The organism is Stutzerimonas stutzeri (genome assembly GCF_000952685.1).
Classification (GTDB): domain Bacteria; phylum Pseudomonadota; class Gammaproteobacteria; order Pseudomonadales; family Pseudomonadaceae; genus Stutzerimonas; species Stutzerimonas stutzeri_E.
In genome coordinates, this window is the sequence record NZ_JYHV01000015.1 from 182,065 (window position 1) to 204,792 (window position 22,728).

General features: G+C 61.6%; 20 protein-coding genes. 11 read left to right on the top strand and 9 right to left on the bottom strand.

The window, feature by feature from the left end; all coding sequences use genetic code 11:
* Positions 1 to 28 precede the first annotated feature (28 nt).
* The 4 genes from UF78_RS09520 to UF78_RS09535 all read right to left on the bottom strand — a co-directional run bounded on the left by UF78_RS09520 (position 29) and on the right by UF78_RS09535 (position 2,872).
* Positions 29 to 424, bottom strand: coding sequence for a MerR family transcriptional regulator (locus tag UF78_RS09520; protein WP_045161921.1), 396 nt, complete (start codon positions 422 to 424; stop codon positions 29 to 31).
* A gap of 130 nt (positions 425 to 554) precedes the next feature.
* On the bottom strand, positions 555 to 1,181 hold the full coding sequence (locus UF78_RS09525) for a CoA transferase subunit B (RefSeq protein WP_045161922.1): 627 nt from the start codon (positions 1,179 to 1,181) through the stop codon (positions 555 to 557).
* A 2-nt stretch (positions 1,182 to 1,183) separates the two neighbouring features.
* Positions 1,184 to 1,879, bottom strand: a complete 696-nt coding sequence (locus UF78_RS09530) for a CoA transferase subunit A (protein WP_045161924.1) — start codon at positions 1,877 to 1,879, stop codon at positions 1,184 to 1,186.
* A 78-nt stretch (positions 1,880 to 1,957) separates the two neighbouring features.
* A complete protein-coding gene (locus UF78_RS09535) occupies positions 1,958 to 2,872 on the bottom strand; it encodes a hydroxymethylglutaryl-CoA lyase (RefSeq protein WP_045161925.1) in 915 nt (304 codons plus the stop codon).
* Positions 2,873 to 3,025: 153 nt separating this feature from the next.
* Here UF78_RS09535 and UF78_RS09540 point away from each other — a divergent pair, with 153 nt between their 5' ends.
* Positions 3,026 to 4,648 (top strand): methyl-accepting chemotaxis protein, encoded by a 1,623-nt coding sequence (locus UF78_RS09540; protein ID WP_045161926.1) that lies wholly within the window; start codon positions 3,026 to 3,028, stop codon positions 4,646 to 4,648.
* Positions 4,649 to 4,827: 179 nt separating this feature from the next.
* Here UF78_RS09540 and UF78_RS09545 read toward each other — a convergent pair whose 3' ends face one another.
* From UF78_RS09545 to UF78_RS09560, 4 genes are all read right to left on the bottom strand, one after another.
* On the bottom strand, positions 4,828 to 6,738 hold the full coding sequence (locus UF78_RS09545) for an acetyl/propionyl/methylcrotonyl-CoA carboxylase subunit alpha (protein WP_045161928.1): 1,911 nt from the start codon (positions 6,736 to 6,738) through the stop codon (positions 4,828 to 4,830).
* Positions 6,735 to 7,538, bottom strand: coding sequence for a gamma-carboxygeranoyl-CoA hydratase (locus tag UF78_RS09550; RefSeq protein ID WP_045161930.1), 804 nt, complete (start codon positions 7,536 to 7,538; stop codon positions 6,735 to 6,737). Before UF78_RS09550 ends, UF78_RS09545 begins: the two co-directional genes overlap by 4 nt.
* Positions 7,539 to 7,576: 38 nt before the next feature.
* A complete protein-coding gene (locus UF78_RS09555; protein ID WP_045161931.1) occupies positions 7,577 to 9,184 on the bottom strand; it encodes a carboxyl transferase domain-containing protein in 1,608 nt (535 codons plus the stop codon).
* 79 nt (positions 9,185 to 9,263) lie between these two features.
* Entirely contained in the window at positions 9,264 to 10,427 is a 1,164-nt protein-coding gene (locus UF78_RS09560) for an isovaleryl-CoA dehydrogenase (protein WP_045161932.1), read from the bottom strand.
* Positions 10,428 to 10,670: 243 nt separating this feature from the next.
* Between UF78_RS09560 and UF78_RS09565 the strand changes: the two genes are divergently transcribed.
* The 8 genes from UF78_RS09565 to UF78_RS09600 all read left to right on the top strand — a co-directional run bounded on the left by UF78_RS09565 (position 10,671) and on the right by UF78_RS09600 (position 19,405).
* Entirely contained in the window at positions 10,671 to 12,347 is a 1,677-nt protein-coding gene (locus UF78_RS09565) for an AMP-binding protein (protein ID WP_045161933.1), read from the top strand.
* 70 nt (positions 12,348 to 12,417) lie between these two features.
* The gene (locus UF78_RS09570) at positions 12,418 to 13,011 is read left to right on the top strand and encodes a peroxidase-related enzyme (protein WP_045161934.1); all 594 of its coding nucleotides are present in this window, start codon (positions 12,418 to 12,420) and stop codon (positions 13,009 to 13,011) included.
* Positions 13,012 to 13,114: 103 nt separating this feature from the next.
* A complete protein-coding gene (locus UF78_RS09575) occupies positions 13,115 to 14,380 on the top strand; it encodes an OprD family porin (RefSeq protein ID WP_045161935.1) in 1,266 nt (421 codons plus the stop codon).
* A 245-nt stretch (positions 14,381 to 14,625) separates the two neighbouring features.
* Positions 14,626 to 15,399 (top strand): ABC transporter ATP-binding protein, encoded by a 774-nt coding sequence (locus UF78_RS09580; protein ID WP_045161936.1) that lies wholly within the window; start codon positions 14,626 to 14,628, stop codon positions 15,397 to 15,399.
* Positions 15,396 to 16,112, top strand: a complete 717-nt coding sequence (locus tag UF78_RS09585) for an ABC transporter ATP-binding protein (protein ID WP_045161937.1) — start codon at positions 15,396 to 15,398, stop codon at positions 16,110 to 16,112. Before UF78_RS09580 ends, UF78_RS09585 begins: the two co-directional genes overlap by 4 nt.
* A 94-nt stretch (positions 16,113 to 16,206) precedes the next feature.
* Positions 16,207 to 17,424 (top strand): ABC transporter substrate-binding protein, encoded by a 1,218-nt coding sequence (locus UF78_RS09590; protein ID WP_045161938.1) that lies wholly within the window; start codon positions 16,207 to 16,209, stop codon positions 17,422 to 17,424.
* Positions 17,425 to 17,504: 80 nt separating this feature from the next.
* Positions 17,505 to 18,392: a branched-chain amino acid ABC transporter permease gene (locus UF78_RS09595; RefSeq protein WP_045161939.1), complete on the top strand. Its 888-nt coding sequence runs from the start codon at positions 17,505 to 17,507 to the stop codon at positions 18,390 to 18,392.
* Positions 18,393 to 18,394: 2 nt separating this feature from the next.
* Positions 18,395 to 19,405 (top strand): branched-chain amino acid ABC transporter permease, encoded by a 1,011-nt coding sequence (locus UF78_RS09600; RefSeq protein ID WP_045161940.1) that lies wholly within the window; start codon positions 18,395 to 18,397, stop codon positions 19,403 to 19,405.
* A 315-nt stretch (positions 19,406 to 19,720) separates the two neighbouring features.
* Here the strand turns inward: UF78_RS09600 and UF78_RS09605 are convergent, their stop codons facing one another.
* On the bottom strand, positions 19,721 to 20,497 hold the full coding sequence (locus tag UF78_RS09605) for an enoyl-CoA hydratase (protein WP_045161941.1): 777 nt from the start codon (positions 20,495 to 20,497) through the stop codon (positions 19,721 to 19,723).
* 176 nt (positions 20,498 to 20,673) lie between these two features.
* On the opposite strand from UF78_RS09605, the gene UF78_RS09610 reads away from it, so the two are divergent.
* Positions 20,674 to 21,564: a LysR family transcriptional regulator gene (locus UF78_RS09610; RefSeq protein ID WP_045161942.1), complete on the top strand. Its 891-nt coding sequence runs from the start codon at positions 20,674 to 20,676 to the stop codon at positions 21,562 to 21,564.
* Complete coding sequence (locus UF78_RS09615) at positions 21,561 to 22,580, top strand: AraC family transcriptional regulator (RefSeq protein ID WP_045161944.1); 1,020 nt, start codon at positions 21,561 to 21,563, stop codon at positions 22,578 to 22,580. Before UF78_RS09610 ends, UF78_RS09615 begins: the two co-directional genes overlap by 4 nt.
* The last annotated feature ends 148 nt before the right edge of the window (positions 22,581 to 22,728 follow it).

Genomic DNA, 22,728 nt, shown 5'->3' on the forward strand with positions numbered 1-22,728 from the left:
CGCTAGGCGCTCGCCGTGCGTTGGGCATTCAGCTCGCTTCTTTGCCCAGGGTCGCTTTCAATGCGGTGAGGCAGCGCTCTTCGGCAGTATCGAGCTCCAGCTGCATCTGCTGGATATCCAGTTGTTGCTGCTCAAGCTGCTGGCGGCGTTCGGCAATCATGCCGAGCATGATGTTGAGCTGCTTCTGGTTGCCCGCCTTGGGATCGTACAGCTCGATCAGCGTCTTGCATTCGGCGAGCGAGAAACCGAGGCGTTTTCCGCGCAGGATCAGCTTGAGCGCGACGCGGTCCTTGGGGGTGTAGATGCGTTCCTGGCCGCGCCGTGTCGGCGAGAGCATGCCCTGTTCTTCGTAGAAGCGTATGGCACGGGTGGTGATGTCGAGTTCGTTGGCTAAATCGGAAATGCTGTAGGTCTGCTTTGCCATGAATATATCCAGTCTTGCCTGTCCACCCGCGGCTCGCGACGAACCGGGCGCTTGTACTTATGTGAAACGAGCCAAGGCTACACGCTGCGCTGGCCCGATGCCCAGTGGCTTTTAGCCAGCGCTCGTTGCGTCAGCGTTGGATCGCGCAGCCGGTCGCTTCCTGAATCCGCTCGAAGGTGACCCCGTCAGCCAGTTCGACCAGCTTCAGTCCCTGTTCCGTGACGTCCAACACGCCCAGGTCGGTGATGATACGGTCGACCACGCCGACGCCGGTCAGCGGCAGATCGCACTGCTTGATGATCTTGTGCGCGCCCTTGGCCGTGTGCTCCATCAGCACCACCACGCGTTTGACCCCGGCGACAAGGTCCATTGCGCCGCCCATGCCCTTGACCATCTTGCCGGGGATCATCCAGTTGGCCAGATCACCTTTCTCCGACACCTGCATGGCGCCAAGAATCGCCAGGTTGATATGACCGCCGCGGATCATGCCGAAGCTCATGGCATTGTCGAAAAAGGCGCTGCCGGGGAGGGCGGTGACGGTCTGCTTGCCAGCGTTGATCAGGTCCGGATCGATCTCCTCCTCGGTGGGAAACGGACCGATGCCGAGCAGACCGTTCTCGCTCTGCAGCCAGACATCCATGCCGTCCGGAATATAGTTGGCCACCAACGTCGGCAGGCCGATCCCCAGGTTGACGTAGAAGCCATCCTGCAATTCCTGCGCGGCGCGTTGCGCCATCTGTTCACGTGTCCAGGCCATGATCAGCTCCTCACCGTACGTTTTTCGATGCGCTTCTCGGCGTTCGGGTTGTGGATGATGCGCTGCACATAGATGCCGGGCAGATGGACCTGGTCGGGGTCGATTTCGCCGGTTTCGACCAGTACATCGACTTCCACCACGCAGACCCTACCGGCCATGGCTGCGAGCGGGTTGAAATTGCGCGCGGTTTTGTTGAACACCAGATTGCCCGCCTTGTCGGCCTTGTGCGCCTTGACCAGGGCAATGTCGGCGGTGAGCGATTCTTCCATCACGTACCACTCGCCATTGAACTGGCGCGTTTCCTTGCCTTCGGCGATCAACGTGCCGTAGCCGGTGCGGGTGAAAAACGCGGGAATGCCGGAACCGCCTGCACGCAGCTTCTCGGCCAGGGTACCTTGCGGCGTGAATTCGAGTTCCAATTCGCCGGCCAGGTACTGGCGTTCGAATTCCTTGTTCTCGCCGACATAGGAGGAAATCATCTTGCGCACCTGGCGCGTTTCCAGCAGTACGCCCAGGCCGAAGCCGTCGACACCCGCATTGTTGCTGATCACCGTAAGATCCTTCTTGCCGGTGTCGCGTAGTGCTTCGATCAGCGCTTCAGGAATGCCACACAGACCGAAGCCGCCCACGGCGAGCGTCATGCCGTCTTCGATCAGGCCATCGAGCGCTTGCTGGGCGTTGGGATAGAGCTTGTTCATATGAACCTCGTGTTTTTCCGTGTGCCGCCACTCAAACCATAGGACCGGAACGCGCCGGTGCAAGCGGGCGTTTTGTCGTCATTGCGCCGCCTGGCGCGCACGAGCGACTCGTGAGCCGTTGGGTCGTCCCAGCACGTCACTGATGCGTTGTCCGGCGGCGATCAGGGCGTCGAGATCGACGCCGGTTTCGATGCCCAAGCCGTTCAGCATGTAGAGCACGTCCTCGCTGGCCACGTTGCCACTGGCGCCTTTGGCGTATGGGCAGCCGCCCAGGCCTGCAACCGAACTGTCGAACACGCAGATGCCTTCCAGCAGGCTGGCATAGATGTTTGCCAACGCCTGGCCGTAGGTGTCATGAAAGTGCCCGGCGAGCTTGTCGCGCGGGACCTCACGGCTGACCGTCTCGAACAGCTGCCGGGTCTTGCCCGGTGTGCCGGTGCCGATGGTGTCTCCCAGCGACACCTCGTAGCAGCCCATGGCGAACAGCTCATGAGCGACATGTGCGACGCGCTTGGGGTCCACTTCGCCTTCGTAGGGACAACCGAGCACGCAGGACACGTAGCCGCGCACCTGGATGCCGTTCTCTCGTGCGACTGCCATCAGCGGCGCGAAGCGCGCCAGGCTTTCTTCGATGGAGCAGTTGATATTCTTGTGCGAGAAAGCCTCGGAAGCGGCGCCGAACACCGCAACCTCGCTGACTCCGGCTTCGATGGCGGCCTCGAGCCCTTTCAGGTTGGGCGTCAGGGCGGCGTAAGTGACCCCGGTTTTCTGCCGGATCTGCGCGAATACCTCGGCCGAACCAGCCATCTGTGGGACCCACTTGGGCGACACGAAACTGCCGACCTCGATGTAATGCAGGCCGGCGGCACTCAGGTCGTCCACGAGGCGTACCTTATCGCCCACGCTGATCGGCTGCTTTTCGTTCTGCAGCCCGTCTCGGGGGCCCACTTCAACCAGGCGTACCCGGCGTGGCATTGCGGTGGTTGTAGTCATCGATTGTCCTCATGAACAAGTGCCGGTGCCGTCCCGGTAAATTGGGGAGACCCATGGGTCATACGGCGACTCTGCTCCCTCAAGTTCCCAGCAGCATGGCAGATAACTTTGGAAGACCCGCTCCTTGGCGGGGCACCACGTTCGAGAACCGCCATGCTACGCAAACTGAAGATCTCCCACCGTACGCTGTTGTTCTTTGCGCTTGTCGCTGTACTGCTGACCGCGCTTGGGTTGTTTAGTCTGATGCAGATGGCGGCGATACGTGCCGCAGGCAGCGAAATCGACTCCGATTGGATGCCAAGCCAGGCGGCCGCTGACGATATGGCGCTGAACTTCGCTCACGTACGGATCGAATCCATGCGTCAGCTTGCTTTTCACGATGCCGAAACGCTTCGTAAGAGTGGTGAGGAGATCGCCGCGGCAATGACTGAAATCGGTCGCCTGATGGTTCGTTATGAGAATCACATCTCCAACCCCGACGAGGCTCGTACATTTAGCATCGTCAAGGAGGTATACGCGAATTATCCGCAGGCGCTTCAGGACCGGCAGCGCGTGCTTGATAGCAACCTGAGTGCCGAGCAGGCCGCCAGGGCTGAGGCGCGGGTTAACGATCTTAGCCACCAGTTCGAGCAGGCCTTGTCGAAGCTCCGGTCCTTCAACGAAGAGGGCGCTCACCATGCAGTGGAGGCGGCTACTTCCGTTTACCAGAAGGCGCAGATGGTGATCGCCTCGGTGATCCTGATTGCGCTGGTCTCGACCGTTGCGTTGGCCCTGCTGTTGACCGCCAGTATCGTCCGGCCCATGCGTCGGGCTGTCGCCGTTTCGAATCAGATAGCCAAAGGCGACCTCACCCATGATGTGCATGTCGATGGCAATGACGAAGCGACCGAACTGTTGGCCTCGTTGAGCGAAATGCAGATCAACCTGCGTAACATCATCGGCCAGATCAACGATTCGGCCCATGTATTGACCGCCTCGGCCGAAGAGATGAGCGCTGTCATGCTGGACAGCACCCAGGGCCTGCAGCGGCAGAACGACCAGATCGAGCAGGCGGCCACTGCGGTGAACGAAATGACTTGCGCAGTCGAAGAGGTGGCCAGCAATGCCGTGTCCACTTCTGAAGCGTCGCGGGCCTCCAGCGAGTCGGCTCAGCAGGGGCGTAAGCAGCTCGAAGAGGCGATCGCGTCGATTCAGGCGTTGGCGGATGACGTCGTCAGCGCTTCGGCACGCGCCGGCGAACTGGCCGATCAGACCCATAACATCACCCGAGTACTGGATGTGATCCGTGCCGTTGCCGACCAGACCAATCTGCTGGCGCTGAATGCGGCCATCGAAGCTGCTCGCGCCGGCGATGCCGGGCGTGGTTTCGCTGTCGTGGCGGATGAAGTACGAGCGTTGGCCAAACGTACCGGCGAGTCGACCCGCGAAATCGAATCGATGATTGGTAGCATCCAGCAAGGCACGGGGCGGACGGTTGAAGCGCTGCAACAGGGTGCCGCTCGCGCCCAGGGCACACTCGATAAAGCCGAGGCGGCTGGCGTCGCCCTGGTGCGGATCGCCGAGACGGTGGCTGGGATCAACGAGCGCAATCTGGTAATTGCCAGTGCGTCGGAGGAGCAGGCGCAGGTCGCCCGTGAGATCGATCGCAACCTGGTCAGCATTCGCGATCTTTCGGTGCAAACATCCGCTGGCGCCCAGCAGACTAGCGTGGCGACTCAGGAGCTCTCGCGCCTGGCGGTGGGCCTGAATGGGCTTGTGCGTCGTTTCCGCATGTAGCCATTGAGCGGCGTTTGTACTTCTGTTGGAGCGAATTGGTCTGCTAGGGCGTTCTCGCGAGGGGCCTGGCTGGCGAGCGAGCTCGCTCCTGCAAAGGGCAGCACCGACGTCCCGCAGGCTATCACCGGGGGGCGCCACTGGCAGGTGCTCCCGGATCTGCCAGCCGCCGGTAACGGTCATCACTCAAGCTCCACCAACGTGGTGCCTTCGCTGATCATCTCGCCTTCGGCACAGTAAACGGCTTTCACCACGCCGGCTTCTGCCGCACGGATGCTGTGCTCCATCTTCATCGCTTCAAGCACGATCAGCGTGGCCCCGGCTTCAACGCTTTGCCCGGTCTCGACCAGGACGCGCACGATGCTGCCATTCATAGGGGCCGTCAGGCCGCCGTGGTGCTGATGGCTGGCTTCGGCTTCGGCGATGGGGTCGAATGCGGTTACCGCGTGCAGCTCGCCGTCCCACTCCAGGTAGAGCGTGTGGCCTTGGCGAATTGCCTTCGGCTTGCGTACCCCGCCAGCTGCAGGTTCGCGCTGAATGGCCGGTTCATCCACCCGCACCAGGCGGTTTTCACCGTTACACGTCAGGTGCACGCCAATCCGCGCCGGCATCCCGAAGCGCAGACCGGCGCGATTCGACCAGGGCGAGTGGACGTCATCACTGCGTACCTTGGCCGGTTCGGTTTCGATGTATAGCTCAGCGGCCAACTGCCAGAACGCATCCGCCAGTTCGCCTGGCTGGCGCATCAGTTCGGCTTCGTGCCGGGGAATGAAGCCGGTATCCAGTTCCGCCGCCGCGAAGGCAGGATGCCCAACCACCCGCCGCAAGAACGCCAGGTTAGTGCGCACACCGCCAACACAGGTTTCGCCGAGCATGGCCAGCAGCCGCAGACGCGCCTCTTCGCGGTTTTCGCCCCAGGCGATCAGCTTGCCAAGCATGGGGTCGTAGAACGGCGAAACCGTATCGCCTTCAGCCACGCCGCTGTCGACCCGACGACCCGGCCCCTCAGTGGATTCGCGATACAGGTCGAGGGTACCGGTGGCCGGCAAGAAGTCATTGTCAGGATCTTCGGCATACAGTCGCACCTCGATGGCGTGGCCGTTAAGCGGTACCTGATCCTGGCTGATCGGCAGGGGTTCACCGCGGGCGACGCGGATTTGCCAGGCGACCAGATCGAGACCGGTGATGGCTTCGGTGACTGGATGCTCGACCTGCAGGCGGGTGTTCATCTCCATGAAGAAGAACTCCCCGCGCGCATCGAGCAGAAACTCCACGGTGCCAGCACCGACATAACCGATGGCCTGCGCCGCCTTGACCGCCGCTTCGCCCATGGCTCGGCGCAATTCGGGGGAGAGGCCTGGCGCTGGTGCTTCTTCGACGACCTTCTGATGGCGCCGCTGGATCGAGCAGTCGCGTTCGTTGAGGTACAGGCAGTTGCCGTGCTGGTCGGCGAACACCTGAATCTCCACATGGCGTGGTTTGAGCACGTATTTTTCCACCAGCATCCGCGAATCGCCGAACGAGGATTGCGCCTCACGCTGGGCCGATTGCAGTGCTTCGGCGAGATCCACTTCGCGCTCCACGACCTTCATCCCTTTGCCGCCACCGCCGGCGGTGGCCTTGAGCAGCACCGGGTAGCCGATCTTCTCGGCGGCAGCGCGGAAGGTTTCCACATCCTGGGCTTCACCGTGGTAGCCCGGTACCAGCGGAACACCGGCCTTTTCCATCAGCGCCTTGGCGGCTGACTTGCTACCCATGGCGTCGATGGCCGAGGCGGGCGGGCCGAGGAAAATCAGCCCGGCGCCTTCGATGGCACGGGCGAAATCAGCATTCTCGGACAGAAAGCCGTAGCCCGGGTGGATCGCCTGGGCGCCGCTGGCTTTGGCTGCGGCGATCAGCTTGTCGATCATCAGATAGCTTTCGGCGGGCTTGGCACCACCGAGCTCGACGCGGATGTCGGCTTCGCGCGCATGGCGTGCGTCACGGTCGATGGCGCTATGCACGGCGACGGTGGTCAGGCCCATGGCCTTGGCGGTGCGCATCACGCGGCAGGCGATTTCGCCGCGGTTGGCCACCAGAAGGGTGGTTATCATTGTTGTGGCTCCTGCATCCAATTCGGTTTGCGCTTCTCCAGAAAGGCATTCAAGCCTTCTTGCCCCTCAGGGCTGACGCGGATACGGGCGATGCTGTTTTCGGTATAGCGGCGAAGCGCCGGGTTGAGCGATCCGCTGCTGGCTTCGCGCATCAGATCCTTGCTGGCGCGCATGGCCTGCGGGCTGTTCAGCAGGAGCGTATCGATCCAGCCGCAGAGGTTGTCGTCCAGCGCTTCAGCGGCATAGGTTTCCGACAGCAGGCCAAGATCGCGAGCGCGTTCGCCGCTGAAGCGTTCGCCGGTCATCGAATAGCGGCGCGCGGCCCGTTCGCCGATGGCCTTGGCCACGAAGGGGCTGATCACCGCTGGCGCGAGGCCGATGCGCACTTCCGAGAGCGACAGTTGTGCGTCCTGCGCGCCAATGGCCATGTCGCAGCAGGCGATCAGCCCGACTGCGCCTCCAAAGGCCGCGCCTTGCACGACCGCAAGCGTCGGCAGCTTCAAGTGGTAAAGGCTGTACATCATTTCAGCCAGTTCACGGGCATCGGTGAGGTTGGCATCGAAGTCCAGCTTCGCCGATTGCTGCATCCAGGCGAGATCGGCTCCTGCGCAGAAGTGCTTGCCACGGCCACGCAGCAGCAGGAAGCGCAGGCTCTTGTCCGATTGCACCTGATCGATGGCGAGCACCAGTTCACGGATCATCTCGGCGTTGAAGGCGTTGTTTTTTTCCGGTCGATTGAGCCAGAGCGTGGCGAAGCCGCGCGGATCCATTTCCAGTTGTACGGTGGTGAAATCGGTCATGACGGCAAATCCTCAATCACTGGGGGCGTGAGCGCCGCTCACATCCGGAATACGCCAAAGCGGGTCGGCTCGATCGGCGCGTTGAGACTGGCCGAGAGTGCCAGGCCCAACAGATCGCGTGTCTGCGCCGGGTCAATAACCCCGTCGTCCCATAGCCGGGCGCTGGAATAGTAGGGGTGTCCCTGGCGTTCGTACTGTTCGAGAATCGGCTGCTTGAGGTGGGCTTCGTCCTGCTCGGAAAACTCCTGTCCGCTGCGTTCAGCCTGCTCACGCTTGACCTGTACCAGTACGCCTGCAGCCTGTTCGCCACCCATCACGCCGATGCGCGCGTTGGGCCACATCCACAGGAAGCGCGGATCATAGGCGCGTCCGCACATGCCGTAATTGCCGGCGCCGAAGCTGCCGCCGATGACCACGGTGAATTTCGGCACCTGAGCGCAGGCCACCGCGGTGACCAGCTTGGCGCCGTGCTTGGCGATGCCGCCGGTCTCGTACTTCTGCCCGACCATGAAGCCTGTGATGTTCTGCAGGAACAGCAGCGGGATGCCGCGTTGACAGGCCAGCTCAATGAAGTGCGCACCTTTCTGCGCCGCTTCGGCAAAGAGGATGCCGTTGTTCGCCAGGATAGCGATGGGGTAGCCGTGTAGCGTGGCGAAGCCGCAAACCAAAGTGGTGCCGAACAGGGCCTTGAATTCATCGAACTCGCTGCCATCGACCAGCCGTGCGATCACCTCGCGCACGTCATAAGGCTGCTTGGCCTGGGCCGGGATCACCCCGTACAGCTCGTCGGCGGCGTACAGCGGCGCGCGTGGTTCGCGACTCTGTAGCTGGCCGAGCTTGCGCCAGTTGAGGTTGGCCACGCAGCGACGGGCGATAGCCAGTGCATGCTCGTCATTCTCGGCGTAATGGTCGGCCACACCGGACGTCTTGCAGTGCACGTCGGCGCCGCCCAGGTCTTCAGCGGTGACCACTTCGCCGGTGGCGGCTTTCACGAGGGGCGGGCCAGCGAGAAAGATCGTCGCCTGGTTGCGCACCATGACGGTTTCATCGGCCATCGCCGGCACGTACGCGCCGCCGGCAGTGCAGGAGCCCATCACCACGGCAAGCTGCGGAATGCCCATCGAGCTCATGTTGGCCTGGTTGAAGAAAATGCGGCCGAAGTGCTCGCGGTCCGGGAAAACCTCGTCCTGACGCGGCAGGTTGGCACCGCCCGAGTCCACCAGGTAGATGCAAGGCAAGCGGTTCTGTTGAGCGATGGCCTGGGCGCGCAGGTGTTTCTTCACGGTCAATGGGTAGTAGCTGCCGCCTTTTACCGTGGCGTCGTTGGCGATGACCATGCATTCGACGCCTTCGACGCGCCCGATGCCGGCGACCACGCCAGCGGCGGCAACGTCCTCGCCGTAAACCTCGTAAGCCGCCAGCGGCGCGACTTCGAGAAACGCCGAACCGGGGTCGAGGAGGGCATTGATGCGGTCGCGTACCAGCAACTTGCCGCGGGCGATGTGACGCTGCTGGGCCTTCTCGCCACCGCCTTCACTGACACGGCCGAGCAGGGTGCGGAGGCTTTCCACCTGCTCGAGCATAGCGTCGCGATTGGCGGCGAATTCGGGGGAGCGGGTGTTGATCTGGGTATTCAGGATAGCCATGCGGCTCACTCCGAATTGAATATCTTGCGTAGCGTGGGCTGAGCGACGTTCCGCTTCAGCCCACCGTTATTCGGCGAACTTATTTGGTTTCGTTGTACAGCTCGCGGCCGATCAGCATCCGGCGAATCTCACTGGTACCGGCGCCGATTTCGTAGAGTTTGGCGTCGCGCAGCAGTCGGCCAGTGGGAAATTCGTTGATGTAGCCGTTGCCGCCGAGGATCTGGATGGCCTGCAAGGCCATTTGCGTTGCCGCTTCGGCGGTGTAGAGGATCACTCCAGCGGCATCCTTGCGGGTGGTTTCACCGCGGTCGCAGGCCTGCGCCACGGTGTAGAGATAGGCGCGGCTGGCATTGAGCTGGGTGTACATGTCGGCTACCTTGCCCTGGATGAACTGAAATTCGCCGATGCTCTGGCCGAATTGCTTGCGGTCGTGGATATAGGGCACGACCACATCAAGGCAGGCCTGCATGATTCCGACCGGGCCGCCGGCCAGTACCACGCGTTCGTAGTCCAGCCCACTCATCAGTACCTTCACGCCGCCGTTCTCGACGCCCAGCACGTTCTCTTCCGGCACCTCGACGTCATCGAAGAACAGCTCGCAGGTGTTGGAGCCGCGCATGCCGAGCTTGTCGAACTTGTTCCCACGCGAGAATCCCTTCCAGTCACGCTCGACGATGAACGCAGTGATGCCGTGGGCGCCTCTGTCCAGGTCGGTCTTGGCATAGATCACGTAGGTGTTGGCGTCCGGGCCGTTGGTGATCCAGGTCTTGCTGCCATTGAGCACGAAGCGATCGCCCTTGCGGTCTGCACGCAGCTTCATCGAGACCACGTCGGAGCCGGCATTCGGCTCGCTCATCGCCAGGGCGCCGACGTGTTCGCCTGAAACGAGCTTGGGCAGGTACTTGGCCTTCTGCTCGGGTGTGCCGTTGCGGTTGATCTGGTTGACGCAGAGGTTCGAATGCGCACCGTACGAGAGTCCAACCGAAGCCGAGCCGCGGCTGATCTCCTCGATGGCAATGACGTGCGCCAGATAACCCATGCCAGCGCCGCCGAATTCCTCGTCTATGGTGATACCGAGCAGACCCATGTCGCCGAACTTGCGCCACATGTCACTGGGGAAGAGGTTGTCACGGTCGATGGCTTCGGCGCGGGGCGCCAGCTCGTCAGCCACGAAACCGCGCACCTGGTCGCGGAGCATGTCGACGGTTTCACCGAGGGCGAAGTTGAGGCCGGAGTAGTTCATGTGCCACCTGTTCTGTTTTGTAGTTGTTCTGATTCGACTGCCGGACGTCGCGAAACGTTGATAACGCCTGTCGTCCGGCCTGTTCGCTCACCACGCTCCAACAGCGACTTTAGATGTAGGGTGCGGTGGGTTGTCACGCTGTTACCTTTACGTTAACGTAATCAAACGCCGGGATAACTGTCAACTCATCGATATCCCCGGACGGCAAGGCCTCATAACAAACATAAGACTGAGGAGTCCGACATGAGTCTTCCGAGTTACACCTGCGGTCCGCAGACCAAACCCCTGTTGGCGATGACCATCGGTGCGGCGTTCGATCGGGCAGTCGAGCGGTTCGCCGAGCGTGAGGCCCTGGTCGTTCGCCATCAGAACTTGCGCTACACCTGGGCCCAGCTGTCCGATGAGGTAGACCGCTGCGCAAGGGGACTGCTGGCGCTCGGTCTGCAGCCGGGCGAACGGGTGGGCATCTGGTCGCCGAACAATGCTCAGTGGTGCATCACCCAGTTCGCGACCGCCAAGATTGGTGTGGTCCTGGTGAACATCAACCCGGCCTATCGCCTCAACGAACTCGAGTATGCGCTCAAGCAGTCCGGCTGCCGTTGGCTGATCTGCGCCGATGCCTTCAAAACCTCCGATTACCACGCCATGCTCAACGAGCTGCTGCCGGAGCTGGAGCGATCGGCCGTTGGCGCCCTGCAAAGTCACATGCTCCCGGAGCTGCGCGGCGTGATCAGCCTGTGCGACACACCGGTGGACGGCATGCTGTTGTGGAAAGGGCTGATGGACATGGCCGATCAGGTCGGACCCGAGCAGCTGCGACTGTGCAGCGAGCAGCTGCAATTCGACGACCCGATCAACATCCAGTACACCTCGGGCACCACCGGTTTTCCGAAGGGCGCGACGCTCAGCCACTACAACATCCTCAACAACGGCTACATGGTCGGGGAGAGCCTCAAGCTGACCGAGCACGACCGGCTGGTGATTCCGGTGCCGCTGTATCACTGCTTCGGCATGGTCATGGGCAACCTGGGCTGCGTCACCCACGGTACCACCATGATCTATCCGAGCGCGGCATTCGAACCGCTAGCGGCGCTGCAGGCCGCGGCCGAAGAAAAAGCCACGGGGATGTACGGTGTGCCGACCATGTTCATCGCCATGCTTGACCACCCGGAACGCCCCTCACTGGATCTGAGCAGCTTACGCACCGGCATCATGGCTGGCTCGACCTGCCCGATCGAGGTGATGAAACGGGTCATCGACGACATGCACCTGGCCGAAATGCAGATCGCCTACGGCATGACCGAGACCAGCCCGGTGTCCACTCAAACCAGTGCCGACGATGACCTCGAGCGCCGCGTGACCAGCGTCGGGCGTACCCAGCCGCATCTGGAGAGCAAGGTGGTCGACGAGCACAACCGCATCGTTCCGCGCGGGCAGATCGGCGAGCTCTGCACCCGTGGCTACAGCGTGATGCTGGGCTACTGGAACAACCCGGAGGCCACCGCCGGTGCCATCGACGGCGCGCGCTGGATGCACACCGGCGACCTGGCGATCATGGACGACGAGGGCTATCTGAAGATCGTTGGGCGCAACAAGGACATGATCATTCGCGGCGGTGAGAACGTATATCCGCGCGAGATCGAAGAATTCCTCTTCACCCATCCGGCCGTGGCTGACGTGCAGGTGATCGGGGTGCCGGACAAGACCTACGGCGAAGAGATCGTCGCCTGGGTCAAGCTGCATCCCGGCCATGAGGCTACGGCGGACGATCTGCGCGCGTTCTGCAAGGGGCGCATCGCCCACTTCAAGACGCCGCGCCACATCAAGTTCGTCGACGAATTTCCCATGACCATCAGCGGCAAAGTCCAGAAATTCAAGATGCGCGAAGTCAGCGTCGCTGAGCTGGGCCTTGCTGAGTAACCAAGCAGCGGCGTGCCGGTCAGCAGCACCGGCCGCTCGCATTGTCGATCGCAACGATACGGAGCGCCACATGACTCAATCGATCAGTCGTTTCCCGCTCGTCGAGGATCTCGCCGCGCTGCCTGCGGATGTACGCGAGCGTATTCTCGCCGTGCAGGAGAAGGCAGGCTTCGTTCCTAACGTTTTCCTGATGCTGGCTCATCGGCCTGCTGAATTTCGCGCGTTCTTCGCGTACCACGATGCGCTGATGGAGCGCGAGTCCACCAGCCTGACCAAGGCCGAGAAAGAGATGATCGTGGTCGCGGTGAGCGCCGATCATGGCTGTCTGTATTGCGTGGTGGCCCATGGCGCGATCCTGCGCATCCTGGCCAAGGATCCTCTGATCGCCGATCAGGTCGCCGTCAACTATCGCACCGCGCCGATCAGCCAACGCCAGCGGGGCATGCTCGATTTCGCCCTGCACCTGGCTGCCAAGCGTGGCGTATTGGATGACGCTTGGCAGACACGACTGGAGAGTCTGGGCTTCACGCTGGACGACATCTGGGACATCGGCGCGATTGCCGCGCTGTTCGGTCTATCCAATCGTCTGGTGTCGATGGCGCGCACACCGCCCAACGACGAATTCTATTTGCTGGGCCGCGTGCCCAAGCCTGCCGCGAGCTGAGCGACAGCCCTGGATTTGCCGCATATGCGGTAGATACGAGCCCCGGCTGGAGCAGGTCGGGCTCACAGCTGCATCAACCAAGACAATAACAAGAGAGATGACTATGCAACTGAAACCCCTGAGCCGTTTTTTCATCCTAAGCAGCCTGACGGCATCCGCCCTGGGCGCCTCGACGATGGCTTCAGCCGCGTTTTTCGACGACAGCAAGGCGGCCGTCGAGCTTCGCAACTTCTATATGAACCGTGATTTCCGCGAAAGCGGTGCGAGCCAGTCCAAGGCCGACGAATGGGCTCAGGGCTTCATCATGAAAATCGAATCAGGCTACACGGACGGGCCGGTCGGCTTCGGCCTCGACGCCATCGGCCTGTTGGGCGTCAAGCTCGACTCCAGCCCTGATCGTTCCGGCACCGGCATTCTGCAGCGCGACCTGGAGACCAAGCGCGCCCAGGATGACTACGGCACCGCGGGGCTGACCGCCAAGGCGAAACTATCAAACACCACGCTGCACGTTGGCACCCTGCAGCCGATCATTCCGGTGCTGATGCGCAACGACAGCCGCCTGCTCCCCAACGTCTACCGCGGTGCCTGGCTGCAGAGCAAAGAAGTCCAAGGGCTGACCCTGGATGCGGGGCGGCTCGATCGCACCAGTTATCGCGACTCGTCCGATTACGAGGAGATGGCAGTATTCAATGGCGGCGCACGGAATATCCAGCTGGGTAGCACCAAGACCAGCGACGAGTTCCTGTTTGCTGGGGGCAAATATCAGTTCAGCCCCGAACTGACCGGCAGCTACTACTACGGCGGACTGGACGGCATCTACGACCAGCACAACATGCAGTTGGTCCATATCATGCCGCTGGGTGAGAACCAGAGCTTCAAAACCGATCTGCGCTACGTGCGCTCCACCGACGACGGCGGCAGCAACGTCGACAACAACGCGTTCGGCGCGCTGTTCACCTACCGGCTCGGCGGCCATGGCTTTACCGGTGGCTATCAGAAGATGAGCGGCGACACCGGCTTTGCATATGTCAGCGGTGGCGACAACATGCTGATCAACCTTTTGCAGATCAATGACTTCGGTAACGAAGATGAGAAATCATGGCAGGTTCGCTACGACTATGACTTCGCTGCCGTGGGCGTGCCAGGGTTGAGCCTGATGACTCGTTACGTGTCCGGTGACAACGTCAACCTGGCCGCCGGTGGGGAAGGCGAGGAGTGGGAGCGTGACACCGATATCGCCTACGTGGTGCAGAGTGGACCGCTGAAGAACTTTGGCATGAAAGTGCGCAACGCGACCGTGCGCAGCAACTTCGGCTCCGACCTGAACGAAACCCGTCTGATCCTCAGCTACACCCTGGCGCTCTGGTAACCGGAGAGCGCAACACCGCAACCCCTCCTCGTTGATCTTTGCCGGGCCGTTGTGGCCCGGTTTTTTAGGCTACCTTCAATGAGGAATTCCGTTCGGGCGGCCTCGAATCATTGACTCCAGAAGTCAATCGGCCGTTTGAAATTGCAGCTTGCCTCGAGTCGTAAGCGGTTGTTATCGTTTACGTAAAGGTCACGCAGCGACCTGCGCCATAACCAACAACAATAATCAAGGTTAGAGGGCATCCAATGGAACCAGAGTTCGTGCTGGAAACGCGCGGCCTGACCAAGGAATTTCGCGGCTTCACCGCAGTGGATTCCGTTGATCTGCGCGTACAGAAGGGACACATCCATGCACTGATCGGCCCCAACGGCGCCGGTAAGACCACGGTATTCAACCTCCTCACCAAATTTCTCACGCCCACTCGCGGCGACATTCTCTACCGCGGCAAAGCGATCACCTCGATGAAAGCCAACGAGATTGCCAGGCTGGGCCTCGTGCGCTCATTTCAGATATCGGCGGTGTTCGGTCACATGACCGTGCTGGAGAACGTCCGTGTCGCGCTGCAGCAAAAGCTGGGCAATTCCTATCATTTCTGGAAATCCGAACGGATTCTGCGTGAACTGGACGACCGTGCTATGCAGCTGTTGGCGGACGTGGATCTGGAAACCTTTGCCCAGACGCTCGCCATCGAACTGCCTTACGGCCGCAAGCGGGCGCTCGAACTTGCAACCACGCTGGCGCTGGATCCGGTTGTGCTGCTACTCGACGAACCCACCCAGGGTATGGGGGGCGAAGACGTCGACATGGTCGTGGCGCTGGTACGGCGAGCCGCAGTGAATCGCACGGTGCTGATGGTCGAGCACAACCTCAGCGTGGTGAGTCGGCTTTGCGACCGCATCATGGTGCTGGCGCGCGGCGCGGTGCTGGCCGAGGGGGACTATGACACCGTCTCGGCCAATCCCCAGGTGCGCGAGGCCTACATGGGCAGCGAAGCCGCCGCAGAAGAGGTGCACCCATGACGCCCATGGCCGACCGCGACCAGCTGCGACTGGATGATCTGCATGCTTTCTATGGCGAGTCCCATATTCTTCACGGTGTCGATCTGGTCGTCGGGCGGGGCGAGCTCGTCACGCTGCTCGGCCGCAACGGTTCCGGTCGCAGCACGACGTTGCGCGCAATCATGAACATGGTCGGGCGACGCACCGGCTCCATCGTGATCAACGGCAACGAAACCATCGGCATGCCGGCCCACCAGGTTCCAAGGCTCGGCGTTGGCTACTGTCCCGAAGAACGAGGCATCTTCTCCAGCCTCAGTGTCGAGGAAAACCTGCTGCTGCCGCCCACTGTCCGCAGCGGTGGCATGGGGCTGGACGAACTCTACGAGATGTTCCCCAACCTGTATGAGCGCCGTTTCAGCCAGGGCACGCGATTGTCCGGCGGCGAGCAGCAGATGCTCGCCATGGCGCGCATTCTACGTACCGGCGCCAACCTGCTGCTGCTCGATGAGATTACCGAAGGCCTGGCCCCGGTGATCGTGCAGAAGCTCGGCGAAGTGCTGATCAAACTGAAGAAACGCGGGCTGACCATCGTGCTGGTGGAGCAGAACTTCCGCTTTGCCGCCCCTCTGGCCGATCGTCATTACGTGATGGAGCACGGCCGGATCATCGAAGAGATCAGTGCTGCAGAACTGGATTCGAAAAAGGAGTTTTTGAATAGCTGTCTGGGGGTCTGACGGCCCTTTTCGTCAGGAAGTCCCGCCGGTTCGAAGTGCACGCCGGCCAATACACCAAGAGCCACAACAACAAAAACAAACACAGTGGGTGAATATGAAAACCATCAAGAAGACCGCAGCTGCCGTTCTGGTTTCCAGCATGATCGCCGGTGCCGCGCAGGCCGAAATCAGCAACGACGAAGTTCGCATCGGCTATCTCGCCGATATGTCCGGAACCTACCGTGATCTGTCCGGCCCGGGCGGCCTCGAAGCACTGCAAATGGCGATCGAAGACTTCGGCGGCACGGTCAATGGCAAGAAGATCGTGACCTTTAACGCTGATGACCTGAACAAGCCCGACGTGGGCGCCAACACCGTGCGGCAGTGGATCGACGAGCGCAATGTGGACATGGTGACCGGCATGGTGGCCAGCTCCGTAGTGCTGGCGGCGGCCAAGGTCGTGGAGCAGGGCGGCAAGCTGGCGCTGATTTCCGGCGCGGCCGCATCGAGCATTACCAACGAGTACTGCTCGCCCAGCCATATTCACTGGACCTACGATACCTTCGCGTTGGCCAACGGCACCGCTAATGCAGTGCTCAAGGATGGCGGCAAGAGCTGGTTCATCCTCACCGCCGACTATGCCTTCGGTCACGCCATGGAGGCCGATATCACCAAAGTCGTTGAGGCTGAGGGCGGGAGCGTGGTCGGCACCGTTCGCCATCCGTTCCCGAGCAGTGACTTCTCGTCCTACATCCTGCAGGCACAAGGGTCCGGCGCTGACGTGGTCGCCCTGGCAAACGCCGGCGCCGACACGGTGAACTCGCTCAAGACCGCCAGCGAGTTCGGTGTGACCCAGTCCGGTCAGAAACTTGCCGGGATGGTGGTGTTCCTTAACGACATCCACGCGATGGGGTTGGACGTAACCCAAGGCCTGATGCTGACCACCGGTTGGTACTGGGACATGAACGAGGAATCCCGCGCCTGGGCCAAGCGTTATTTCGATCGCGTCGGCCGCATGCCGGGCATGGTGCCGGCCGGCATCTACTCGGCGACCATGCACTATCTCAACGCCGTGAAAGAAACCGGCAGTGATGATGCTCAAGTGGTTCGTGCGCAGATGGCCAAGACGCCGATCAACGACATGTTCGCCAAAAACGGCAGCATCCGCGAGGACGGGCGCATGGTGCATGACATGTATCTGGTCAAGGTGAAAACCCCAGCCGAATCCAAGGGCGAGTGGGACCTTTACAAAATGGTCAGCACCATCCCTGGCGATGAAGCGTTCCGGCCTATAGGCGAAAGCCAGTGCCAGAAGATGGCGGCGAAGAACTGACTCGCCCGATCCGTGCCTTTACCTGGCCGGCTCTCGCCAGAGCGGCTGGGTACCCCGGAAAATTCCTTGGGTAGTGAATCATGACTCTCGTTTTCGGCGTCCCCCTGAGCGTTCTGTTCGGGCAGCTACTGCTCGGCCTGATCAACGGGTCGTTCTATGCGCTGCTGAGCCTTGGTCTGGCGATCATCTTCGGCCTGCTGCGCATCATCAACTTTGCCCACGGCGCGCAGTACATGCTCGGCGCCTTTGCGGCGTTTCTCGGGCTGAACTACCTGGGCATCAATTACTGGGCGGCACTGTTGCTATCGCCCTTGCTGGTCGGGCTGCTTGGCATCGGAATCGAGCGCGGCCTGCTGCGCCGCATCGCTGGGGAAGATCATCTGTACGGCCTGCTGCTGACCTTCGGCCTGGCGCTGATCGTCGAAGGCAGCTTCGTCAAACTGTTCGGCGTCTCGGGTTCATCCTATCCAATGCCGGACATGCTCAAGGGCGGGCATAACCTGGGCTTCATGTTCCTGCCGACCTACCGTGGCTGGGTCATTGTTGCAGCGCTGACGGTGTGCTTCGCCACTTGGTACATGATCGAGCGAACCCGGTTGGGCTCCTATCTGCGCGCTGGTACCGAAAACCCCAAGCTGATGCAGGCCTTCGGCATCAACGTACCGCTGTTGATCACCCTGACCTATGGGTACGGTGTGGCGCTTGCTGCCTTTGCCGGCGTGCTGGCTGCGCCGATCTACGCGGTGACGCCGGGCATGGGCTCGAATCTGTTGATTGTGGTGTTCGCCGTAGTAGTGATCGGTGGTATGGGTTCGATCATGGGCGCGATCATTACAGGGCTCGCCATGGGGCTGATCGAGGGACTGACCAAGGTGTTCTATCCCGAGGCGGCAAACACGGTGATTTTCGTGATCATGGTTCTGGTCCTGCTGGTTCGCCCCGCCGGCCTGTTTGGTAAGGAGGCATGAACATGTCGACTCAAGAAAGCGTTCAAGCGTCTCCGGTGGCCACGCGAGCCAACGCCGAACGCGAGCGCCGCCGTGCTGCGATGCGCCGCAAATACCTGTTCTACGTGGTGCTGTTGGGGCTGGCGCTGGTGGCGCCGATGATGGTTTACCCCGTGTTTCTGATGAAGCTGCTGTGCTTCGCGTTGTTCGCCTGCGCCTTCAATCTGCTTTTGGGCTATGCGGGCTTGCTGTCCTTCGGGCATGCGGCGTTCTTCGCCTGTGGCGGGTATATCACCGGCTACATGCTCAGCAGCTACAGCGGCCTGAGCACCGAGCTGGGTATTCTCGCCGGCACGCTGGCATCGACAATATTGGGGCTGATCTTCGGACTGCTGGCTATCCGTAGGCAGGGCATCTATTTCGCGATGATCACCCTGGCGTTGGCGCAGATGGCCTTCTTCGTCTTCGTGCAGGCACCGTTCACAGGCGGCGAAAACGGTATGCAGGGCGTGCCGCGCGGGTTCTTGCTGGGCCTGTTCGACATGCAGAACAACATGGCGCTGTACTACTTCGTGCTAACGGTGTTCGTGTTCGGTTTCGCCATCATTCAGCGCACCATTCACTCACCATACGGCCAGGTGCTCAAGGCTATTCGCGAAAACGAACCCCGGGCGATATCGCTCGGCTACAACGTCGATGCGCACAAGTTGCTGGCATTCGTCATCTCTGCGGCGTTGACTGGCCTGGCCGGCTCGACCAAGACTGTGGTGTTCCAGCTCGCCTCGTTGACCGATGCGCACTGGCACATGTCCGGCGAAGTGATCCTGATGACCTTGCTGGGCGGCGTCGGCACTATTCTCGGTCCGATCGTGGGTGCGACGGTGGTGGTGACTTTGCAGAGCTCGCTATCCAACGGGCCGCTGGGCGAGTGGGTGCATGTGATTCTGGGCGTGATTTTCGTGCTCTGCGTGCTGCTGTTCCGCTCCGGCATCGTGGGTTGGCTGGAGCGGCTGATCAAACGCAATTTCAAGTAAAAGGCGACCGGAAGCGGAGACAGGAGGCGTCCGGGTCCCCAGGCAGGACCGATCGCACAGCAGTAGCTCGCCAATGGTAGGAGAGTTACCCGGGTGAAGCGGCCAGGGTTGGGCGGTCCGGTGGGCATTCGCTGCGGGGCGCGCCTCTCACGAAAGCGGGCCGGTGTGGGTGCCAAAGCCGCGGTGAGCAAGCGCACGCCAATTGGGGAGGTCCCGCATGCGACGTTCGGTAGATACGGTCTGTGGGGAGCCCCGCCCCCGGGGCGAAGCTGTCTAGCGGTGAGATAGCCCTGCAGTCGCGCAGGGCCTTGTTGCTCAGGCGTTTTTCCAGCTCGGGCGGCGTTTTTCCAGGAAGGCATTGACGCCTTCCTTCTGATCCTGGGTATCGAACAGTTCCGCGAACAGCTCACGCTCGGAGGCCCAGCCATCGGCGTGGGTCTCGTTGCGTGCATTCATCACCAGGCGCTTGCAGCGGCTGATGGAGGACGGGCTCTGTGCGCTGACGCCTGCTGCGAGCTTGAGCGCAGCCTCGAGCGATTGTCCGCGTGGGACGACTTCCTCGACCAGGCCAATCTTCTCGGCCCGCTGTGCATCGATGCGCTCGCCACAGAGAATCATGCGCTTGGCCCAGCCTTCGCCCACCAGCCAGGGCAGGTTCTGGGTGCCACCAGCGCAGGGCAGCAGGCCGACGCTCGCTTCGGGAAGCGCCATTTGCGCCTGTTCCTCTGCGATGCGGATGTCGCAGGCCAGCGCGCATTCCAGGCCGCCACCCATGGCGTACCCGTTGATCGCCGCGATGGAAACGCCGCGAAAACGCGTCAGCGCATTGAAGGCATGGCCGAAGCGCTCGGCTACTTCGCGGGCGCTGGCCTTGTCGCCGTCGGCGAATTGTTTGAGGTCGGCACCGGCCGAGAAGAACTTTTCACCCTGACCAGTGATGACCAGCGCATACACGTTCGGATCGTCGTTGAGCTGACCGATCAGTTGTTCCAGCAAGGCCAGCGACTCGCGGTCCCAAGTATTGGCCGGCGGGTTGGCGATGGTCAGCAGGGCGGTGTGGTCGCGTATCTCGAGCTGGATCTTCTGGCTCATGTCGGTTCCTTCTCGTTGGAATGATGTGCACGTCGTAAGGCGAGCAGGGTTCGATGAACGAGCCTAGCAGTGTAAAAATAGTAAACACATGCGACTAAATGCAGATGTATTCTGTTTTTTTGCACAGCCGGCCCTGTTGGCGTGCGCGCGATGACCTCACGGATCTGGAGCCTACGGTGGATTGGGACAACCTGCGTTTCTTTCTCGAACTGTCGCGCGCGGGCAAGTTGACGGTGGCGGCGCGGCGCCTGGCGGTCGATCACACCACGGTCGCGCGCCGGGTGCAGGCACTGGAAAAGGCGCTGGACAGGCAGCTGTTCATCCGCGCCAAGGCGGGCTATCGGTTGTCCGAAGCCGGTCGTGAATTACTCACCCAAGCCGAGGCGATGGAGAGCGCCATTACCTCCATCGAACAGCCGAGCCTGACGGCTGACAAACTCTCCGGTCAGGTCCGCATCGGCGCGACCGAGGGCTATGGCACGCTGATGCTGGCCGGACAACTGGCCACGCTCACCCGCGACTACCCGCACCTCAGCGTGGATCTGCTGGCCGTTCCGCGCTCGGTGCGTCTGGCGCGCCATGAAGCGGACATCGTCATCACGCTGGAACGGCCGGAACGTGGCCCCTACGTGATCACCAAGCTGACCGACTACGTGTTGCGGCTCTACGCGTCGGAGGCCTATCTCGCTCAACATCCGCCCATCCGCAGCCGTGAAGATTTGAGCCACCACGTGTTCGTCAGCTATATCGAGGACCTGCTTTACAGCAAGGAGCTGTTCTTCCTCGACGAGATCGTTCGCCCCCGTCAGCATTCGCTGCGCAGTACCAGCATTCTTGCGCAGCAGGAAGCCGTCGCCGCCGGGGCCGGGCTTGCGATACTGCCCGCATTCTCCGCACGCAAGGAGCCGTTGCTCAAGGAGGTGCTGGTCGACGAAATCGAGTTCACCCGTACGTTCTGGATGCTGATGCCCGTGGAAAACAAGGACCTGGCGAGGATGCGCGTGTGCTGGGATTTTCTCCGCGCCGTCGCCGCCAGCAGCCAGGATCAGATGATGGGGCGCGCATGATCCGCGAGGACAAGGGCACCATTTCGGTCCAGTTGGTGCACGAGGCACTGCTGGCCTTTACGACGCCGGTGCTGCCTGTTCAGGCCCTGCTGGATAACCTCGGACTTTCGCCAATCGCGCTCGACGACTCGGAGGCGCGGGTCGATGTGACTGAATACAGCAAGCTCTGGCGGCGACTGGCACGGCATTTCGACGATGAATTCTTCGGCATGGATGCGCGGCGAATGCGAGTCGGCAGCTTTGCCTTCGTCTGCCGCGCAGCGATGGCGCAGCCGACCTTGGACAGTGCGATGCAAGTGGCGCTGGACTTCTTCGGGTTAACCTTCGAAGCCTTCCGCGGCGAACTGAACCGTAGCGAAAGTCTGGCCGAGATCGTGCTGCTGGAGCGCGATACGTCGCCACGACGGGCATTTACCTACTTCACCTTCTGGATGTTGCTGCATGGGCTGGCGTGCTGGCTGGTCGGGCGGCGCATTCCGTTGCTGGCGGTGGAGCTGCGCTGCGACGAGCCTGACTACAGCGATGACTATCGTGTGATGTTTTCGGACAACCTGCGGTTTTCGCGTTCCACCACGCGCCTTATATTCGCCGCCGAGGTGCTGGGTCTGCCCGTTCGCCGTAGTGAGTCCGAACTGCATGGCTTCCTGGCCCAGGCGCCAGCGAACATTCTGGTCCGGTACCGTGATGACACCAGTCTGGCCAGCCGCATCAAGGCGAAATTGCGCGGGCTGCCGGCCGAGCAATGGCCGACCAGCCACCTGCTGGCTCAAGAACTGTGCGTTTCGCCGTCGACCCTGCGCCGTCGGCTGGCCGAAGCCGGGCTGCCGTACCAGACCATCAAGGACTTGGTGCGGCAGGAAATGGCGACCTTGTGGCTAGCCGATGCCGCCATCACCTATGGCGAAATCGCCGATCGCCTCGGCTTTGCCGATGTCAGCTCCTTCTACAAGGCGTTCCGCAAATGGACCGGGACCAACCCCGGCCAGTACCGCCGACTGATTCTGGGTACGGTCTAGACTTCAGTCAGGTCAGATTGGCCAAAACGGTCAGCCAGATTGAGAAGAACGACCATTGTCCGCACCGATCGGGCTGATGAAGATGCCGCCAAGGGGATCGCTTGGGCGCCGGCCTTGACCATAGGTGCCTGCGGCGGCGATCTCGGAC